Origin of the sequence: Streptomyces montanus (genome assembly GCF_005786655.1) — a bacterium.
GTDB classification, from domain to species: Bacteria; Actinomycetota; Actinomycetes; order Streptomycetales; family Streptomycetaceae; genus Streptomyces; species Streptomyces sporangiiformans.
Genome location: NZ_VBZC01000024.1, coordinates 84,735 through 103,274, shown reverse-complemented (window position 1 = coordinate 103,274; position 18,540 = coordinate 84,735). Strand labels below are relative to the sequence as shown.

The following is an 18,540-nucleotide window of genomic DNA, read 5'->3' as shown; positions in this document are numbered from 1 at the left end:
GCACTTGCGTCCCGATATTGCACTAGTGCATAATCTCCTTTGTGCTAGGAGAGTATCGGATCGAGGGGAAGCGTGCAGCCGAGATTGCGGCGAGCGTCGAGCGCGCGGTGGGCTCCGGAGGGCTGGAGCCCGGTCAACTGCTGCCGCCCATGAGGGAGTTGGCGGAGCGGCTGGGGGTGAATCCCAATACCGTCGCGGCCGCGTATCGCACGCTGCGCGAGCGCGGGGTCATCGAGACCGCGGGCCGACGCGGCAGCCGCGTACGCCCCAAGCCGGCCACGACGGCCCGTGAGGTCTCGCGTCTGGACGTGCCGCCCGGGGTCCGGAACCTGTCCGACGGCAACCCGGATCCGGCATTGTTGCCCGTACTCGCCGAGGCGTTCGCGGCGGCCGCGGCTCACTCGGACCGCGAGCCGGTGTTCTACGGAGAGGCCGCCGTGGAACCGGAGTTGGCGCGGCTGGCGCGCGCGGACCTGGACGCGGACGGCGTGCCGGACGGGCCGGTCACCGTCACCTCGGGTTCCCTCGACGCCATCGAGCGCGTGCTGGCCGCCCACCTCAGGCCCGGGGACGCGATCGCCGTCGAGGATCCCGGCTGGCGCAGCCTGCTCGACCTGGCCCCGGCGCTCGGGCTGCGGACGGTCCCGGTGGGTGTCGACGAAGAGGGCCCCCTGCCCGACGACGTACGGCGCGCGCTGCGGGCGGGGGCCCGTGCGTTGGTCGTCACCGACCGCGCGCAGAACCCGACCGGCGCAGCCGTGAGCGCCACGCGCGCGCGTGCCCTGCGTTCCGTACTGAAGGAGCATCCGCAGACCCTGCTCATCGAGGACGACCACGGCCACCGCATCGTCGATCTGCCTCTGCATCCGCTCGCCGGTGTCACCCGGCATTGGGCCTTCGTGCGCTCGGTCGCCAAGGCGTACGGTCCCGACCTGCGGCTCGCCGTGCTCACCGGCGATCCCGTCACCGCCGACCGTGTCCAGGGGCGGCAGCGGCTGGGGCCGGGGTGGGTGAGCCGGCTGCTGCAACGGGCCGTTGTGCGGTTGTGGGCGAGCGGTGCGGTGGACGTTCGGGCGGTGGCGGCGGCGTACGGACAGCGGCGTGACGCGTTGATCGGCGCGCTCGCCGAGCGCGGCGTCGCGGCGTATGGCCGCAGCGGGATGAATGTGTGGGTGCCCGTCCCGGACGAGACCGGGGCCGTCGCGCGGCTGCTGCACTCCGGCTGGGCCGTCGCTCCGGGGGCCGTCTTCAGGGTGAGTGCGCCGCCCGGCCTGCGGATCACCGTCTCGACGCTCGCACCGCAGGACATCGCCCCGCTGGCGGAGGCGGTCGCGTCCGCCGTGGACCCGGCGCCCGCGCGCCGTTATATGTGAGCGGTGCCGCCCGAGGTGTTGGCCTCGGAAACCCTGGTCCCGGCAGCCTTGGCCCCTGCAGCCTTGGTCTCGGAAGTCCTGGCCGTGGAGGCACTGGGCCTGGACTGTGTGAGTGCCGCACCCGCCAGGACGATGACCGCGCCCACCGGTGTCGACCAGGTCAGAGACTCGCCGAGGATCGCGACGCCCGCGGCGGTGGCGATGACCGGGATGAAGTAGGTGACCATCTGCGCAGTCGTCGGACCGACCTCCGCGACCAGACCGTACTGGAGGAGGACCGCGAGACCGGTGCCGAGCGCGCCCAGCGCGACGATCGCGAGCAGCGGCACCACCGGGAGGCGACCCGGCAGTGAGGTGAACATCGGGGTGACGAAGGTCAGTTGGACCGTAGCGAGGAGCAACTGGGCGCCGGTCAGTGAGAGGTTGGAGTGGCTGGAGCCTGCCAGTGTGCGGCGGACGTATATCCAGCCGATCGGGTAGCTGAGCGAGGCCAGCAGGGCCATCGCCGTTCCCTTGGCGTCGAGGCCGTGGAAGCCCTGCCAGGCACCGAGCACCGTCAGCACTCCGAGGAAGCCGATGCCGAGGCCGGCGACCCGGCGCCGGGTGGGCCGGTCCTCGGAGAGGGCGACCAGCGACAGGGCCATGCCCCACAGCGGCGAGGTCGCGTTGCATATCCCCGCCAGCGTCGAGGGGATCGTCAGCTCGGAGTACGCGAACAGTGAGAACGGCAGGGCATTGAGGAGGAATGCCGCGACCGCCAGATGCCCCCAGGTCCGCGCCCCGCGCGGCAGTCGCTCCCGCTTCCAGGCCATCGCGCCGACGAGCACCAGGGTGCCGAACAGCAGGCGGCCCAGGGTGACTTGGAAGGGTGGGTATCCCCGTGTGCCGACCTTGATGAGCAGGAAGCTGAAGCCCCAGATCAGGGAGAGAACACCGAAGCGGACGCGCCAGTCGAGGACGATGGGCCGGTCGGAGGTGCGGCGGCCGGAGGCACGGCGGCGCTTCGGTGCGGGGATCCCGGGCGGGGCCTGAGGGGTGCGGTGTGTGGCGGCGGCGCTCATGGTGATCACGATGACGCAGACATTCTCGTAGCGCAAGCGAGATTTTTCGTCCGCCATCTCGTAGCATTGCTTACATGTTGAACCTGGAGCGCCTGCGCACCCTCGACGCCCTCGCCCGGCATGGCTCGGTGAGCGGGGCGGCCGAGGGGTTGCACGTCACGACCTCGGCCGTCTCCCAGCAGATGTCCAAGCTGGAGCGGGAAGTGGGGCAGCGGCTCGTCGCCAGGAACGGGCGGGGTGTACGGCTCACCGACGCGGGACGATTGCTTGCCGACCATGCCGCGCGCATCCTGTCGCAGGTCGAGCTGGCTCAGTCCGATCTGGAGGCGCAGCGCGGGCAGGTGGTCGGGGAGTTGCGGCTCGCCGCGTTTCCGACCGCAGCGCGCGGGCTGTTCCCCGCGGCGCTGGCCGCGCTGTGCGCCGACCATCCGGCCCTGCGGGTCCGCTCACGGGAGCTGGAGCCCGCGGAGTCCGTTGCCGGAGTGATCCGCGGCGACCTGGACCTGGCCGTCGTTCTCGACTGGTACAACAAGCCGCTGCCCGTGCCCGAGGGGCTCGTCAAGGCCTCGCTCCTCGACGACGCCGCGGATGTGGCGATGCCCGCCGGGCATCCGCTCGCCGGCCGGGCCGAGGTGGATCTGGAGGAGTTCGCGGACGACGAGTGGATCACCTGGGGCGAGGGTGAGTTCTGCCATGAGTGGCTGCTCTTCACCCTGCGCGCCAAGGGCTTCGAGCCGGTCGTCGCACATCGCGCCGAGGAGCATCACACCCAGCTCGCGCTGGTCGCGGCGGGGTTGGGTGTGTGTGTCGCGCCCCGACTCGGACGCGATCCGCTGCCGGCCGGCGTACGGACCGTCCCCGTACGCCACCGCGTCCGCCGGCATGTGTACGCCGTGTGGCGCGCGGACGCCGACCGCCGCCCGTCGATCCGGGCAGCGGTCGAGGCGCTGCGTACGGCAGGGGCGGCCGTCAAGTAGCCGCCCACCCGCCGTCAAAAGGAGGCAAGCTTGCGGAAGTCCCACGACGCCACGGCCTCCGGTGTCAGCCGGATCCACGCGTGGCGGCCGTCGTGCGGCATCTCGTCCATGTCGAAGTTCTTGCGGGCGAACAGCCGCTCCGGCGCGTCGAGTTCGGGACAGGGCTCGCCCGTGCGGGGTGCCTCGCCGACGAAGTCGACGGTGCCGGAGAGTTCGGCGCCCCGAAGCTCGCCGTACTCCTCGCCCGTGTCGACGACGACGGCGATACGGGGGTCGCGCCGCAGGTCGGCCCAGCGTTTGCTGCGGGTGATCGAGTAGAGCCAGAGCGAGATGCCGTCCCAGGCGAACCAGAGGGTGCTCAGATGCGGGGCGCCGTCTGCCGAGACGGTCGCGACGCGGCAGGTGCGCTGGGTGGTCAGGAACTCGTCCAGCTCGCCGGGCGTCATCATGATCTTTCGCCCCCGGCGCTGAGTGACGGCCATACGTCCCCTCTTTCTGGCTCGGCGTCAGACTTTTCTGACTCGGCGTCAGAAAGAGCATGAGCCGTCTTCCACCCCCGCGCAATGGTGGCTACGCTCGCCGGCCATCGACGACCAGGTCCGCAGCACACCAGCGACAGGGGGAGCCATGCCGTCGTACGAAGAGCTCAGCGAACTGCTCGACCCCGCGACCACGGTCCTGCTGACCGTCGAGTGTCAGCAGGGCGTCGTCGGCCCGGACAGCGCACTGCCCGAACTCGCCAAGGAGGCGAGGGCGTCGGGTGCGCTCATCCGAGTGGCCCGGCTGGTCGCCGCGGCCCACGAGCGTGGCGTCCAGGTGATCCACGCCATCGCCGAGCGGCGCCCCGACGGGCGCGGTGCCAACCACAATGCCCGGCTGTTCCGCGCGGCCGAACGGCTGCCGGTGCAGCAACTGTCGGGGACCTCGGCCGTGCGCGTCGCACCGCCCATCGAGGTCGCGGACGAGGATCTCGTGGTGCGCCGCCTGCACGGCCTGTCGCCGATCGCCGGCACCGACGTCGACGCGCTGCTGCGCAATCTGCGCTGCCGCACACTGATCGTGACCGGCGTATCGGCCAACGTGGCCATCCCCAATGCCGTTTTCGACGCCGTCAACCGCGGTTACACCGCCGTCGTGCCCAGGGACGCCATCGCGGGGGTGCCCTCCGACTACACCCCCGCGATGGTCCGTAACACGCTCGCCCTGGTGGCCACCGTCACGACCACCGACGAGGTGCTGGCTTGTTTCAAGCGTCCGCGCGGGATCACATGAGCATGATCGAGTCTCCGTCGACCATGATCTTCTCCTCGGTCAGCCCACTGGTCGCGGGCCCCTTCTTCACCCCGCCGTCCGTGGCGCTGAACTGGCTGCCGTGGGCGGGGCAAGTGATGACGCCGTTGGCGACCTTGTTCACGCGCTGCTTCGCGTGCGGGCACACCGTCGAGTAGGCCTTGAACTCGCCTGCCGTCGGCTGCGTGACGACCACGCCCTTGTCGGCGAAGACCTTGCCGCCACCCTCCGGAATGTCGCTGGTCTTGGCCAGCGCTTCGCCGCTTGAGCCGCCGGATGAGCCGCCGGATGAGCCGGATGAGCTCGACGAACTCGACGAGCCGGATGAGCTGTCGTCGGAGCTCCCGCACGCGGTCAGCGTGGCGGCGACACCGGCCGCGCCGAGCGCCGCCAGGAGGGAGCGACGACAGAGCGCCGGCTCAGGCTGAAGCGATTCGCTGGACATAGTGGCGGTCCCTTCCACAGATGTGCAGATGTGCAGATGTCCGTTGGTGCGGACGTGCGTGCGTTGATCCAGTTGATCCAACAGGGGGTACGGGTTCTTCGTCCGCGTGGTTCAGGTCGTTCAGGAGTTCAGTGACTTCTTGATGAAAACGAGATCCAGCCGGAGCTGGTGTCTATCACGCCATCCTGTGTGATCAGGTGGGTCGCCGCTCGGTGCGGAGGGTGAACGGGGAACGCCCCAGTAACCTGGGGCGATGCTCAAGGAAGTCAGCGCGACCCGCTACATCACGCCCTTGCGTGAGGGCGGCTCGCTGCCGGGGCTCGTCGAAGCGGACGATCTCGGAACGTACGTCATGAAGTTCAGCGGCGCCGGACAGGGGCGGAAGACCCTCATCGCGGAGGTCGTCTGCGGTGAACTCGCCCGCCGTCTGGGCCTGCGCGTGCCCGGACTGGTCACGATCGGGCTCGATCCGGTCATCGGACTCGGCGAACCGGACCAGGAAGTGCAGGAGCTGCTCAAGTCGAGCGGCGGGCTGAACTTCGGGATGGACTTCCTCTCGCGGGCGATCGGCTTCGACGCCCTCGCGCATCGGGTGAGCCCGGAAGAAGCCGGGAAGATCGTCTGGTTCGACGCGCTGGTCAACAATGTCGACCGATCGTGGCGGAACCCCAACATGCTTGTCCGGCAAGGCGAAGTGTGGCTCATCGACCACGGCGCCACCATGATCTGGCACCACAACTGGCCCGGCGCACAGGCCTCCGCCGCCAGGCCCTACGACGCCTCCGACCATGCCCTCGCGCCCTTCGGCCCGGACATCGACTCCGCCGCCGCGGAGCTGGCGCCCCTGGTCACCGAGGAACTGCTCGCCGTGGTGACCGCCGAGATCCCCGATCCGTGGCTGGCGGACGAACCGGGGTTCGACTCGGCCGACGAGCTCCGGCGCGCGTACGTGCGGCCGCTGGTGGCGCGTGCCGCCACCATTCACGAGCGCATCGAACTCAGCGAACTCAGCGAGATCCACCAGACCCGCGAGACCCGCGAGATCCGCGAGGAGGGGGCGAAATGAGCGGGCGTGACGTCTACGAGTACGCGCTGCTGCGCGTGATGCCGCGCATTGAACGGGGGGAGTGCTTCAACGCGGGCGTGCTCGTGTACTGCCGCGCGCAGTCCTTCGTGGCCGCGCGTACGCATCTCGACGAGGTCAAACTCCGGGCGCTCGACCCGGAGGCGGACGTGTCCGGTGTACGGGCCGCGCTGCGAGCCGTCGAGGGCGTCTGCACCGGGGGCGCGGCGGCGGGCCAGGCGGCGCGCGACGATGCCGGACGGCGCTTCCGCTGGCTGATCGCGCCCCGCTCGACGGTCGTCCAGCCGGGTCCTGTGCACACTGGACTCACCGCGGATCCCGCGGCCGAGGTTGAGCGGCTTCTCGACCTGCTGGTGCGGTGATGGATCACACCTGCGCGTTGTGCCGTTGACACCGCGTGCCAGGGCTTCTAGCGTCACGTCTGCTGAGGGTACTAAGCGGTCGCTCACCTGAAGGGCGTACCGTGGGCCGCAGGCTTTTCAAGGGCGAGGAGAACCAGCAATGTCCACCACAGAGCAGCGCGTCGCCGTAGTCACGGGTGCCGCGCGTGGCATCGGCGCCGCGACCGCCGTACGACTGGCCGCCGAGGGACGGGCCGTCGCGGTGATCGATCTCGACGAGGCCGCGTGCAAGGACACCGTGGAGAAGATCACCTCCGCCGGCGGCAAGGCGATCGCTGTCGGTTGTGACGTGTCCGACGAGGCCCAGGTCGAGGCCGCCGTGACGCGGATCGCCGAGGAGCTCGGCGCGCCGACGATCCTGGTGAACAACGCGGGCGTGCTCCGCGACAACCTCCTCTTCAAGATGAGCGCCGCCGACTGGGACACGGTCATGAACGTGCATCTGCGCGGCGCCTTCCTGATGACGCGCGCCGTCCAGAAGTACATGGTGGACGCCAAGTTCGGCCGGGTCGTCAACCTCTCCTCGTCCTCGGCGCTCGGCAACCGCGGCCAGGTCAACTACTCCGCCGCCAAGGCCGGTCTGCAGGGCTTCACCAAGACGCTCGCCCACGAGCTCGGCAAGTTCGGCGTCACCGCGAACGCCGTCGCGCCCGGCTTCATCGTCACCGAGATGACCAAGGCCACCGCGGACCGGGTCGGCATGGGCTTCGAGGAGTTCCAGGCCGCGGCCGCGACCCAGATCCCGGTGCAGCGTGTCGGCAGGCCGGACGACGTCGCGGGCGCGATCGCCTTCTTCACGGGCGACGACGCCGGATTCGTCTCCGGCCAGGTGCTGTACGTTGCCGGTGGACCCCTCAACTAGGCCAGGGGGAAAAGGACATGACCACTGTGGAACTCTCGGGCAAGGTCGCGCTCATCACCGGCGCGAGCCGCGGTATCGGATACGGGGTCGCCGAGGCGCTGGTCGCCCGCGGTGACCGTGTGTGCATCACCGGCCGCAACGAGGAAGCGCTGAAGGAAGCCGTCGAGAAGCTCGGCGCCGACCGCGTCATCGGCGTCGCGGGCAAAGCCCACGACGAGGCCCACCAGGCCGCCGCCGTCGAGCGCACCATGGAGGCGTTCGGCCGCGTCGACTTCCTGGTCAACAACGCCGGTACGAACCCGGTCTTCGGGCCGATCGCCGAGCTGGACCTCAATGTCGCGCGCAAGGTCTTCGAGACCAATGTGATCTCGGCGCTCGGCTTCGCCCAGCAGACGTGGAAGGCCTGGCAGGGCGAGAACGGGGGTGCGATCGTCAACATCTCCTCGGTCGCCGGGGTCTCGGCCTCGCCGCTCATCGGCGCGTACGGCATCAGCAAGGCCGCCATGATCAACCTGACCCTCCAGCTGGCGCACGAGTACGCGCCCAAGGTGCGGGCCAACGCCATCGCCCCGGCCGTGGTCAAGACCCAGTTCGCCAAGGCTCTGTACGAGGGCCGCGAAGCGGAGGCGGCCGCGGCCTACCCGCTCGGCCGGCTCGGTGTGCCGTCGGACATCGGGGGCGCCGCCGCGTTCCTCACCTCGGAGCAGTCGGACTGGATCACCGGGCAGACGCTCGTCGTCGACGGCGGGATTTTTCTCAACGCCGGGGTCGGCTGAGCGGAGTCCGCGCATCGGGCTTCGATTGAGGAAAATTCGTATTGTTCGGGAAAAGTTCCGCACAGTTTCCCAATAAGGAACCCGTAAACGAAAAATTTCACACAGAAGACATCGCTGCATGTCAAGTGCCCCGCCGGCCTTTCTGGCTCGACCGGCGGGGCACTGCGGTATCGTCTGGCCACCCTTGTGGTATGGCCGATCGAGGAGCGTGCGCGTGTTCAAGCGGGACAGATACCTGCGTCAGCTGGGGGCGATCACGTCCATAGCCCTGGTCGCCGGATGCGGTCTCTTCTCGGGCTCCTCCGACGACGGGGCGCCGATCGTCGTGGGAACGACCAGCGCGCCCAGCACGCTGGATCCGGCGGCCTCCTGGGACAGCTCGTGGGAGTTGTTCCGCAATGTCCACCAATCCCTGCTGAACTTCCCCACCGGCGCGTCCGTGCCCGAGCCCGACGCCGCCGAGAGCTGCGAGTTCACGGACGGCGCGAGCAAGGTGTACAGCTGCAAGCTGCGCGAGGGCCTGCAGTTCTCCGACGGACACAAGCTGGACGCGCAGGCCGTCAAGTACTCCATCGACCGGATCAAGAAGATCAACGTCAACGGCGGCCCCGCGGGTCTGCTGACCAGTCTCGCCCGGGTGGAGGTGAAGAACGACCGTGAGATCGTCTTCCACCTCAACCAGTCCGACGCCACCTTCCCCTTTGTCCTGTCCACACCTGCCATGTCGATCGTGGACCCCGAGGAGTACCCCGCGGACGCGCTCCGCACGGACGGCAAGATCAGCGGCTCGGGGCCGTACACCCTGGAGTCCTACGAGGACGGCAAAGAGGCGAAGCTCGTCCGCAACGGCAAATACAAGGGCATCGCGGACCGCAAGAACAGCGCCGTCACCATCCGCTACTTCCATGACTCGTCCAAGCTGGTCAAGGCCCTCAAGAACAAGCAGATCGACGTCGTCTACCGCGGTCTCAGCGCCGCGGACATCGTGGATATCCAGGGCCACGAAGAAGAGCAGAAGCTCCAGCTCATCGAGAGCCCGACCACCGAGATCAGCTACCTGGTGTTCAATCCCAAGGACCCGTGGTCCAGGAAGCTAGCGGTCCGCAAGGCGGTCGCCCAGGTCATCGACCGGGGGGCACTCGCCCACAACGTCTACAAGGACACCGTCGAGCCGCTGTACTCCATGATCCCCAAGGGGCTCGTCGGCCACACCACGGGCTTCTTCGACACCTTCGGACAGCCCAGCGCGGACAAGGCCAAGAAGATCCTCGAGGAAGCGGGCATCACCGAACGCGTCCCGCTCACGCTCTGGTACACCACCGACCGCTACGGCTCCCAGACCAAGCCGGCCTTCGAGGAGCTGAAGCGCCAGCTCGAGGCCTCCGACCTGTTCACCGTCAAGCTCAAGAGCCGCCCTTGGAAGACGTACGCACCGGGCTACCAGAAGGGCGAGTACCCGGTGTTCGGGCGCGGCTGGAACCCCGACTTCCCCGACGCCGACAACTTCATCGCACCCTTCGTGGGCAAGCAGAACGCGCTCGGCACCCCGTATGAGGCACCCGAGATCACGAACACGCTGCTGCCCGAGTCGCGTCGGCAGAGCGACCGTGGTGCTGTGTCCAAGGATTTCGAGAAGGCTCAGCAGATCTTCGTGGACGACGCCCGGCTGCTGCCGCTGTGGCAGGGCAAGCAGCACACGGCCGCGAACGAGGAGATCGCTGGTGCCGAGAACTCCATAGACCCGGCGACGATGATGACAATGTGGGAGCTGTACTGGAAGACCAGCTGGTAACCCTGCCCTCGGGCCCGCCTGTCAGTGGTCGCCTGTAGGTTCTGTGCCCTGACGGCGGCCGCGCCTGGCGCGGCCGCCCATGGCCGCGCGCTCTGCGGCCGTGAAGTGAGCGCACACCGGAGGAAGTTCACGTGACCGACACCGCCATGCTGCCCGAGTCCTGGCGCGGCGTCCTGGGCGAAGAGCTGCAGAAGCCCTACTTCAAGGAGCTCACCGAGTTCGTCGAGCAGGAGCGAGAGAAGGGTCCCGTCTACCCTCCGCGTGAGGAGGTCTTCGCCGCGCTCGACGCGACGCCGTACGAGCGGGTGAAGGTGCTGATCCTCGGGCAGGACCCGTACCACGGCGAAGGCCAGGGCCATGGCCTGTGTTTCTCGGTCCGCCCCGGTGTGAAGACCCCGCCCTCGCTGCGCAACATCTACAAGGAGATGCAGGAGGAGCTCGGCCACCCCGTGCCGGACAACGGCTATCTGATGCCGTGGGCCGAACAGGGCGTCCTGCTGCTCAACGCGGTGCTGACGGTCCGGGCCGGTGAGGCAAACTCGCACAAGGGCAAGGGCTGGGAGAAGGTCACGGACGCGGTGATCCGGGCGGTGTCCGCCCGGCCCGACCCGGCGGTGTTCGTGCTGTGGGGCAACTACGCCCAGAAGAAGCTCCCGCTGATCGACGAGGGACGGCACGCCGTGGTCAAGGGCGCGCACCCCTCACCGCTCTCCGCCAAGAAGTTCTTCGGCTCGCGTCCGTTCACGCAGATCAACGAGGCGATCGCCCGGCAGAGCCACGCCCCGGTCGACTGGCGGATCCCGAATCTGGGCTGACGCGAGCGTGAGAGCGAGCATGGACGCGTCCGGGCACGCGAGCGTGGACGCGTCCGGGCCCGGCTCGGTGGTCCCGGGCCGGGCCGCCCGTCACCGGCCTGGCCCAGCGGTGTACGGAGCCGCCTGACCGGGATTGTCAGTGCCTGCCGTTAGCGTCGAGATCGGGTGGGATCGGTCGGCGGGACAAGCGCGGAGGACTCGGTGGCGGAGCGACAGGAACAGGCGGCGGACGCCGTGATGACCAGGATCGGTCAGGTCGTCATGCTCCTCCACGGCGGTGACCGCGAGGAGGCCCGGGGCCGCTTCCTGGACCTGTGGTCGGAGATCGGCGACGACGGCGCCCCGCTCCACCGGTGCACGCTCGCGCACTACATGGCCGACGCGCAGGACGACCCCTCGGACGAACTCGCGTGGGACCTGCGCGCCCTGTCGGCGGCCGAGGAACGCACCGAGCTCCACCAAGGCCAGTCGCTCGCGCTCCGCGCCTTCTACCCGTCGCTGCATCTGAACCTCGCCGCCGACTACGCCAAACTCGGCCGCACCGACGCCGCCCGCAACCACCTGCTCCAAGCCCGCGGCGCGGTGGGCGCCCTGACCGACGACGGCTACGGCGACGGGGTCCGGGCGGCGATCGGGCGCCTGGAGCTGAAGTTGAACGAAGCCCCGCCGAGCGAGTCGCCGGGCTCCGCCACGGACCGTTGAGGAGGCCGGCCACGGCCCGTGGATCCGCGCGGAAAGGGCCACGGGCTCCGGGGTGGCGGACCCGGCCGTGGGGATCAACGGAACTGGGCGTCCTCGCAGATGAGCGCCTCCGGGCTGTCCGGTCTCCAGCCGCCGTACTTTCGGCCCAGGGCGCATACGTCCGTGGATGTGGGGCCGGTGTGGGGCGGGGGGCCCGGGATCGTGCGCGGCCCGGGGCGTTGGGGCTTCTGGGACTGCGGTGGGGCCGTGGGAGTGCGGCGCTGGGGGGTGGTCGGGGGCGGGGACGTCGCCGGGCGGGGTGGGGTCACCGGAGGTGAAGGGCGGCGGGGCGGGCCGATCAGTTCCAGCGCCTCGCGGGCCGGAGCCTGCACGATCTGTGGCTCTACGCTCCCGTCCGGGCGTGCCTGCGACGGAGGGCTGGGCGGGGCCGGCACGCCGGGGGAGGGCGGGCGCTGGATGGTCACACAGCCGGAGACGGCCGAGACAGCCACGGTGACCAGGAGCGTTGCGGTGGTCGTCGTTCGATGCACCCGCGCAACTTTGCTGTGTCCGGCTCGATTTGGGGAGCTGACAAGCGGAGTATGCCCCGCATGGGTGAACGGCCCGGGGCGTCTCAGTCGCCGGTGACCCCGTCGATGCGCTCGCGGATCAGGTCGGCGTGACCGTTGTGGCGCGCGTACTCCTCGATCATGTGGACGTAGATCCAGCGCAGGTTGTACGTACGGCCCTGCCGGTCCTTGCCCACGCCGAGGTCGTCCAGGTCGTACCGCGCGGCGTTGCGGCGGGCGATCTCGATCTCGGCCTGCCAGGTGCCGTGGGCCTCTTTCCAGGTGTCGGTCTCGGTGAGATGGAACTCGCCGTCCCGGTCCTCGTCGCTGTAGTAGATCGGCCCCGGGTCGTCGTCCGCGAGAATCCGGCGGAACCAGCTCCGCTCGCAGTCGGCCATATGGCGTACGAGGCCGAGCAGCGTCAGCTCCGAGGGCTCGACGGACGCCGTCCTCAACTGGGCGTCGTCCAGGCCCGCGCACTTCATCGCCAGAGTCTGGCGGTGGAAGTCGAGCCACTGCTCCAGCATGGGCCGTTCGTCACCGGTGATGGAGGGGCGTATGCGCTCAGTTGTCATCCCCGCATCCTTGCGGAACCAGGGGAACGCCACCACAGCATTTTCAGCGACGCAGCATCCCTCCACGAGCCTGGCGGGTCGTCGTCCCGATCCCCGCCGTTCTTGCCGCCGCATGCACCGAGGACGTCCCGCGCCACGCGTCCACCACATCGCGGAGCCCCTGCCCGCCTTCCCCGGCGGCCGGGTCGCGCTGCTTGGCGACGCCGAGCACGCCATGCCGCCGACCCTTGGCCAGGGCGACCGCCCCTGTCCACAAGGCCGTCGGAGTAGCTCGTCTCGCGATGATGCGCAGCCGTCCCAGGACGGCCCTGCGCAACGCCGCGATCGCCGCCGTGCCTCCGGGACAACAGGCTCGGCTTTTCTTGTGCGGAGTTTCGACGGCATAGCCGACTGGCGGGCTCCGCAGCGGCCGTATGCTTCGGGCGAGGCCTCCGTTGGCCGGAGGCCCGTGGTCCCGTAGCCCCCGTGGACTGTGGTCCCCCAGGTCCCCGTTTTGGCCTGTAGTCCGGCGCCCGTAGGCGCCCTGTGAACGTGTATCGGCACCCCGAAGAGGAGACCCCCTGTGAAGGTCGGCTGCATCGGACTCGGCGACATCGCGCTGAAGGCGTATCTGCCGGTGCTCACCACGCAGCCGGGCGTCGAGCTGCATCTGCACACACGGACTCCCGCCACCCTGACCAGGGTCGCCGACAGCCTCCACATCCCCGCCGAGCGCCGCCACACCGACCTCTCCGAACTGCTCGCCCAGGACCTCGACGCGGCGTTCGTGCACGCGCCCACCCTCGCGCACCCCGAGATCGTGACGCGGCTCCTCGAAGCGGGCGTCGCGACGTATGTCGACAAGCCGATGAGCTATGAACTCGCCGACAGCGAACGACTGGTGCGGCTCGCGGAGGAGCGGGACACCAGCCTGGCCGTCGGCTTCAACCGCCGCTTCGCACCGGGGTACGCCCAGTGCGCCGACCACCCGCGCGAGCTGATCCTGATGCAGAAGAACCGCGTCGGCCTGCCGGAACAGCCTCGCCCGATGATCCTCGACGACTTCATCCATGTCGTGGACACGCTGCGGTTCCTGGCGCCGGGCCCGGTGGACGACGTGACCGTGCGGGCCCGGGTCGAGCGCGGACTGCTGCACCACGTCGTGCTGCAGCTCTCCGGGGAGGGGTTCACGGCACTCGGCGTGATGAACCGGCTGAGCGGCTCCAACGAGGAGATTCTCGAGGTGTCGGGGCAGGACACCAAGCGGCAGGTCGTCAATCTCGCCGAGGTCATCGACCACAAGGGTCAGCCGACCGTGCGGCGCCGAGGCGACTGGGTGCCGGTGGCCCGGCAGCGCGGCATCGAACAGGCCGTGCTCGCCTTCCTCGATGCCGTACGCGCGGGCAAGGTCCTCAGCGCCCGTGATGCACTCGCGACTCACGAGCTGTGCGAGAGGGTCGTTCAGGCGGTGGAGACGCGGTCCGCCTGAGGGTCCGCCTGGTCGGCGTGGTCGGCCCGGCCGGCGTGGTCGGCCTGGTACGCCCGGTCGGCCTGTTCCGCCTCAGCCGCAGCGACCGTACGCCCTCCGTGGCACCCAGGGCCGTCAGGACCAGCAGCGCCGCGTACACCGGCCAGTCGCCGAACCGTGCGTACGGGGTGACACCGTGTGCCAGCGGAATGTCGTACACCGCCGACGCGCTCGCGCTCGTGCTGAGCCAGTCGCCGACCCGCTCGCCGCTCGGGCCGTAGACGGCGGAGACGCCGGTGAGCGTCGAGTGCACCATCGGCCGGCCCGTCTCGGCGGCCCGCAGCGCCGCCAGCGAGGCGTGCTGCTCGGGTGCCCAGCTCTGCTGGAATGTCGAGGTCGCCGACTGCGCCAGCAGCACGTCTGCACCGTCCCGGGCCAGATGGCGGCTCATGTCGGGGAACGCCGACTCGAAGCAGATCATCGGGCCCACGCGCAGCCCGTTCCCCACGTCCATGACCACCTGTTCGGTGCCGCGCCTGCGGTCCTCGTCCGCGGCCTCGCCGACGGAGGTGGCCCAGCCGAGCACGGAGCGGAACGGAACGTACTCGCCGAACGGGACGAGCCGCATCTTGTCGTAGCGGTCGCCGGTGGGGCCCTGCGGGCCGACGAGCACCGAACTCTTGTAGATGCCGGGCCGGTCGGAGCGGCGGGCGTCCACGTTCACCAGGATGTCGGCGCCCACGTCACGGGAGAGCGCGGCGAGCCGGTCCGCGAGGTCGGGCCGGTCGGCGAGGTCGAAGCCGACGCTGCTCTCGCCCCACACGACGAGGTCCAGGTCCTGCCCGGCCAGCTGCCGGGTGAGCGTCTCCTCGCGTGCGAACCGCGGCTCGCCGCCGGTGATCGGGCCCGGCTGTACGACGGCGATCCGCGCCTGGCTGTCGGTGTCCGGGCGCGGCGACCACATCCAGGCCGCCGAGGTGGCGGCGGCCGTCGCCACCAGTCCCGCCACGGCCGGGACACGCGACGGGCGAACCGCGACGAGGAGGGCCACCGCGACGTTCACCATGACGACCAAGAAGCTGATCAGCCACGTTCCGCCGACCGAGGCAAGCCGCAGCGCGGGCTCCACCTGCCACTGGCTTGCCCCCAGCAGACCCCATGGCCCGCCCAGCCCCTCCCAGGACCGCACGAGTTCGACCATCAGCCAGCACGAGGGCAGCACGAACAGCGCCGCCACGACCTTGCCGGGCGAGGGCACTCCGGCCAGGAACCGGCGTGTCAACCAGCCCCATGGCGCCCACAGCGTCCCGAGCAGCGCCGCTATCACCAGCGTGAAGACATGCAGGTTCGGCAGCAGCCAGTGGTGCACGGCCAGCATGAAGCCGAACCCGCCCAGCCAGCCGTCGTACGCCGCACGCCTGCCTGTCGGTGCCGAGCGCGCCAGCAGGATCCACGGGACCAGAGCGACGTACGCGAACCACCACAGGGACGGCTCCGGGAAGCTCAGCATGGGCAGTGCACCGGCGAGTGTGGCCGCGATGCCACGCCACCAGGGCGAGCCGAGACGTCGTCGAAGATCTGTGGCGGACAGCTTCATGCAGCGGCTCCCTCGACCTCCCGCGCCAGTGCGTACCTCCAGTGTGCGCGCCCGGGACGATCTCCGTAAGTGCGCCTCCGCTCAGGTCGCGGCGGGCTCCTGACGTGTCCGCGAGGCCTGGCGCCACTTCTCGTGGACGACCACTTCGCGCAGGCGCCAGCCGTTGTCCGTACGCAGAAGAGTGAACTCGTACCGGCCGCCGCACACGAAGTCGGGCGCGGAGGATTCGCCGTCGTGTCCCGCGAACCGCATCGGATTGACGTAGTCCGCCCGCACGTGCGCCGTATCGCCCGTGTCGTGCTCCAGTGGCCCGAACCGCACCCGGCGGTTGACGATCAGATGCTGCCGCATCGGGAACAACTCCATGGTCTGCGTGAGCCACCCGGCGACCTGCGCCGCATCCCCCTCGATTCCGCCCGCCGACCGGTAGTCCGCGCGCCCGTCCGGTGTGAACAGTCCCCGGTACGCCTCCCAGTCACCGTCGTCCACCGTCACCGCGTACTCGGTGATCAGTCCGTCGACCGCGAGCCGGTCCATCACCGTCGCGAGTTCCACGCGCTGCGTCATCGGCTCAGTGTTGGCCACCGGGCGGGCCGCGCCAAGGGGCGTGCAGCGATATTCACTGCCCGCGTGGCGTCCATTCGGCCGAATCCGTCCGGCCATGCAGGAATGCGGCCAGGGGAAGGGCGGCAGCGCAGAAGGCGACACCGGTGAGCATGACCAGTGACGGCCCCGAGCGGTCGAGGGCGAGCGAGCCGAAGAGCGCGCCCAGTGAGATCGAGACATTGAACGACAGGACATAGAGGGAGGTCGCCGCTTCTCGCGCGTGCGGCGCACTTCGCAGGACCAGGGTCTGCAGTGCGACCGGCAGGGCCGAGTAGGCGAACCCCCAGCTGAGGAGGAACGCGATCGCCCCAGGCTGCCAGCTGCCCGCCGCGAGCAGCAGGGCCATGGATCCAGCGGTGCCGACGATCAGGCCGATGATGACCGTACGCAGTGTCGGTCCGCGTCCGATGACGGCTCCCACCACGAAGTTGCCCGCGACACCCGCGATGCCGAAACAGAGGAGGAGCACCCCGACGGTGTCCGCGGCCACGCCCACGTTGCGCAGCAGGAAGGGGGTGACATACGTGTAGGCGGCGTAGTGGCCGATCACGACGATGGCCGTCACCGCGACCGTCGTGCGCAGATCGCCCCTCTTCAACAGGCGTGGCAGCTCGGAGAGATGGACGCCGTCGCGAGAGGGCATCGAAGGCATCAGTACCGCGGTGGCGAGGAGGGCGACGGCGCCGCACACGGTCAGAGCCCAGAAGGCGGCGCGCCAGCTCAGCCACTGGCCGACCATGGCGCCCAGGGGGACGCCGATGACGGTGGCCAGGGATATCCCGGAGAACACGACGGCCGTGGCACGCACGGACTGCGCTGGCGGCACGAGCCGTACGGCGATGCTCGCGACGATGGCCCACAGAACGCCGTGGATGAATCCGATCAGCAGTCTGACGAGCATCAGCCATGCGTAGTCCACTGCTGTCGCGGTGAGGAGGTTGCCCGCGAGGAAGACAGCCAGGATGACCAGCAGCAGCCTCCCGCGGTCGAGTCGGCGGGTGGCCGCGGTGAGGAGCGGAGCGAGCAGCCCGGCGAACAGTCCGTACAAGGTGACGGTCAGTCCGACCGTTCCTTCCGATACCCTCAGGTCGGCCGCCATTTCGGGGAGCAGACCGATGGGCATCGTCTCGGTGGCGGTCACGATGAAGACCGAGAAGGCGACGGCCAGAACCGCCGGCCATCCGTTCGCGGGTGTGGCCGGGGGAGTGGGGTGTGCCGCTTCGTTCGACGTCGATGTCTCGTGCTGACCAGAACTTGACAACGTCATGCTCCGAGAGAAGAGAAACGGCTGCGACCGCTTGTTGGAGGCCGCGGCCTTGCCGACTGGATGGTATACCAAAGGCCGTGGGTGGGGATCCGGTGGGGATCCGGGAGCGATCAGTAGCGATCAGTAAGGACAATCCCGGGGTAGGCGGCCCGCCCGTCGCATGGATCACGAAGGAGCGCGCATGTCTCGTCCCGTCACGGTCGTCACGGGTGGTAGCCGAGGAATCGGTCGAGCGACGTGCCAACGGCTGGCGGCGGACGGGCACGACCTGGTCCTGGGGTACGCACGCGACGACGCGGCTGCCGAGCGGACCGCGGCCGCCGTACGTGAGGCGGGGGCCCGCTGTGTCACCGTGCGCGTCGACACCTCCGACGAGGGCGACGTCGATCGGCTCTTCGACACGGCGGCGGAACGGCTCGGGCCGGTGACGGGACTGGTCAACAACGCCGGAGTGACGGGCCCGCTCGGTCGGCTCGCCGACACGGACAGTGCCGATCTGCGGCGCGTCGTGGAGGTCAACCTCCTGGGCACGCTGCTGTGTTCACGCCGGGCCGCACGGGACATGGTGCCTCGGGGCGCCGGCGTGATCGTCAATCTGTCGTCGGCGGCGGCCACGCTCGGCGGTCCCGGAGAGTACGTACACTACGCGGCGACCAAGGCAGCGGTCGACACGCTGACGGTGGGCCTCGCGAAGGAGCTCGGCCCGGACGGCATCCGCGTCAACGCGGTGGCCCCGGGCGTCATCGAAACCGAGATGCACGCGACGATGGGTGACGCGGACCGCCCGGCCCGGTTGGCCCCCTCGATCCCGCTGCGCCGCCCCGGCGCCTCCGAGGAAATCGCCGCGGCCATCGCGTGGTTGCTGTCACCGGAGGCGTCGTATGCGACGGGGGCGGTGCTGCGGGTGGCCGGAGGGCGGTGA

The 18,540-nt window shown here is 69.7% G+C and carries 19 protein-coding genes and 1 pseudogene; 13 read left to right on the top strand and 7 right to left on the bottom strand.

All coding sequences use genetic code 11. The features are described 5' to 3' along the window. The first annotated feature begins 41 nt into the window (after positions 1-41). Positions 42-1,373 (top strand): aminotransferase class I/II-fold pyridoxal phosphate-dependent enzyme, encoded by a 1,332-nt coding sequence (locus FE633_RS22550; protein WP_138046966.1) that lies wholly within the window; start codon positions 42-44, stop codon positions 1,371-1,373. Here FE633_RS22550 and FE633_RS22545 read toward each other — a convergent pair. Then, the gene (locus FE633_RS22545; RefSeq protein ID WP_246113771.1) at positions 1,364-2,434 is read right to left on the bottom strand and encodes a DMT family transporter; all 1,071 of its coding nucleotides are present in this window, start codon (positions 2,432-2,434) and stop codon (positions 1,364-1,366) included. The genes FE633_RS22550 and FE633_RS22545 overlap by 10 nt on opposite strands. 74 nt (positions 2,435-2,508) lie before the next feature. Between FE633_RS22545 and FE633_RS22540 the strand changes: the two genes are divergently transcribed. Continuing rightward, positions 2,509-3,411 carry a LysR family transcriptional regulator gene (locus tag FE633_RS22540; protein ID WP_138046965.1) on the top strand — a complete coding sequence of 301 codons (903 nt, stop codon included), beginning with the start codon at positions 2,509-2,511 and terminating at the stop codon, positions 3,409-3,411. A 14-nt stretch (positions 3,412-3,425) separates the two neighbouring features. Here FE633_RS22540 and FE633_RS22535 read toward each other — a convergent pair whose 3' ends face one another. Beyond that, entirely contained in the window at positions 3,426-3,893 is a 468-nt protein-coding gene (locus FE633_RS22535; RefSeq protein ID WP_138046964.1) for a pyridoxamine 5'-phosphate oxidase family protein, read from the bottom strand. 145 nt (positions 3,894-4,038) lie between these two features. On the opposite strand from FE633_RS22535, the gene FE633_RS22530 reads away from it, so the two are divergent. Further along, the gene (locus FE633_RS22530) at positions 4,039-4,683 is read left to right on the top strand and encodes a cysteine hydrolase family protein (protein ID WP_138046963.1); all 645 of its coding nucleotides are present in this window, start codon (positions 4,039-4,041) and stop codon (positions 4,681-4,683) included. On the opposite strand, the gene FE633_RS22525 is transcribed toward FE633_RS22530, so the two are convergent. Next, positions 4,676-5,146: a Rieske (2Fe-2S) protein gene (locus FE633_RS22525; RefSeq protein WP_138046962.1), complete on the bottom strand. Its 471-nt coding sequence runs from the start codon at positions 5,144-5,146 to the stop codon at positions 4,676-4,678. The genes FE633_RS22530 and FE633_RS22525 overlap by 8 nt on opposite strands. Positions 5,147-5,399: 253 nt before the next feature. Between FE633_RS22525 and FE633_RS22520 the strand changes: the two genes are divergently transcribed. The 7 genes from FE633_RS22520 (at position 5,400) to FE633_RS22490 (ending at position 11,578) form a co-directional block, all read left to right on the top strand. Further along, positions 5,400-6,212 (top strand): HipA family kinase, encoded by an 813-nt coding sequence (locus FE633_RS22520; RefSeq protein ID WP_138046961.1) that lies wholly within the window; start codon positions 5,400-5,402, stop codon positions 6,210-6,212. After that, positions 6,209-6,592, top strand: coding sequence for a DUF3037 domain-containing protein (locus FE633_RS22515; protein WP_138046960.1), 384 nt, complete (start codon positions 6,209-6,211; stop codon positions 6,590-6,592). The genes FE633_RS22520 and FE633_RS22515 overlap by 4 nt, the downstream gene beginning before the upstream one ends. 139 nt (positions 6,593-6,731) lie before the next feature. Continuing rightward, positions 6,732-7,493, top strand: coding sequence for a 3-oxoacyl-ACP reductase FabG (fabG, locus tag FE633_RS22510; protein WP_138046959.1), 762 nt, complete (start codon positions 6,732-6,734; stop codon positions 7,491-7,493). 17 nt (positions 7,494-7,510) lie between these two features. Next, a complete protein-coding gene (locus tag FE633_RS22505; RefSeq protein WP_138046958.1) occupies positions 7,511-8,269 on the top strand; it encodes an SDR family oxidoreductase in 759 nt (252 codons plus the stop codon). Between the two features lie 214 nt (positions 8,270-8,483). After that, positions 8,484-10,061 carry an ABC transporter substrate-binding protein gene (locus FE633_RS22500; protein ID WP_138046957.1) on the top strand — a complete coding sequence of 526 codons (1,578 nt, stop codon included), beginning with the start codon at positions 8,484-8,486 and terminating at the stop codon, positions 10,059-10,061. A 131-nt stretch (positions 10,062-10,192) separates the two neighbouring features. Next, positions 10,193-10,876: a uracil-DNA glycosylase gene (locus FE633_RS22495; RefSeq protein ID WP_138046956.1), complete on the top strand. Its 684-nt coding sequence runs from the start codon at positions 10,193-10,195 to the stop codon at positions 10,874-10,876. A gap of 201 nt (positions 10,877-11,077) precedes the next feature. Continuing rightward, entirely contained in the window at positions 11,078-11,578 is a 501-nt protein-coding gene (locus FE633_RS22490) for a hypothetical protein (protein WP_138046955.1), read from the top strand. A 613-nt stretch (positions 11,579-12,191) separates the two neighbouring features. Here FE633_RS22490 and FE633_RS22480 read toward each other — a convergent pair. Next, positions 12,192-12,701: a DinB family protein gene (locus FE633_RS22480; RefSeq protein ID WP_138046953.1), complete on the bottom strand. Its 510-nt coding sequence runs from the start codon at positions 12,699-12,701 to the stop codon at positions 12,192-12,194. An 86-nt stretch (positions 12,702-12,787) separates the two neighbouring features. On the opposite strand from FE633_RS22480, the pseudogene FE633_RS48565 reads away from it, so the two are divergent. Beyond that, positions 12,788-13,161, top strand: a pseudogene (locus tag FE633_RS48565) (monooxygenase); the annotation flags it as partial. Positions 13,162-13,263: 102 nt separating this feature from the next. Further along, on the top strand, positions 13,264-14,169 hold the full coding sequence (locus tag FE633_RS22470; RefSeq protein WP_138046952.1) for a Gfo/Idh/MocA family protein: 906 nt from the start codon (positions 13,264-13,266) through the stop codon (positions 14,167-14,169). Here the strand turns inward: FE633_RS22470 and lnt are convergent. The 3 genes from lnt to FE633_RS22455 form a co-directional block, all read right to left on the bottom strand. Continuing rightward, positions 14,093-15,745: an apolipoprotein N-acyltransferase gene (gene lnt / locus FE633_RS22465; protein WP_138046951.1), complete on the bottom strand. Its 1,653-nt coding sequence runs from the start codon at positions 15,743-15,745 to the stop codon at positions 14,093-14,095. The genes FE633_RS22470 and lnt overlap by 77 nt on opposite strands. Positions 15,746-15,826: 81 nt before the next feature. Further along, positions 15,827-16,312: a nuclear transport factor 2 family protein gene (locus tag FE633_RS22460; RefSeq protein WP_138046950.1), complete on the bottom strand. Its 486-nt coding sequence runs from the start codon at positions 16,310-16,312 to the stop codon at positions 15,827-15,829. A gap of 52 nt (positions 16,313-16,364) precedes the next feature. Further along, a complete protein-coding gene (locus FE633_RS22455) occupies positions 16,365-17,618 on the bottom strand; it encodes an MFS transporter (RefSeq protein WP_246113770.1) in 1,254 nt (417 codons plus the stop codon). 181 nt (positions 17,619-17,799) lie between these two features. Here FE633_RS22455 and FE633_RS22450 point away from each other — a divergent pair, with 181 nt between their 5' ends. Beyond that, complete coding sequence (locus FE633_RS22450; protein WP_138046949.1) at positions 17,800-18,540, top strand: SDR family NAD(P)-dependent oxidoreductase; 741 nt, start codon at positions 17,800-17,802, stop codon at positions 18,538-18,540.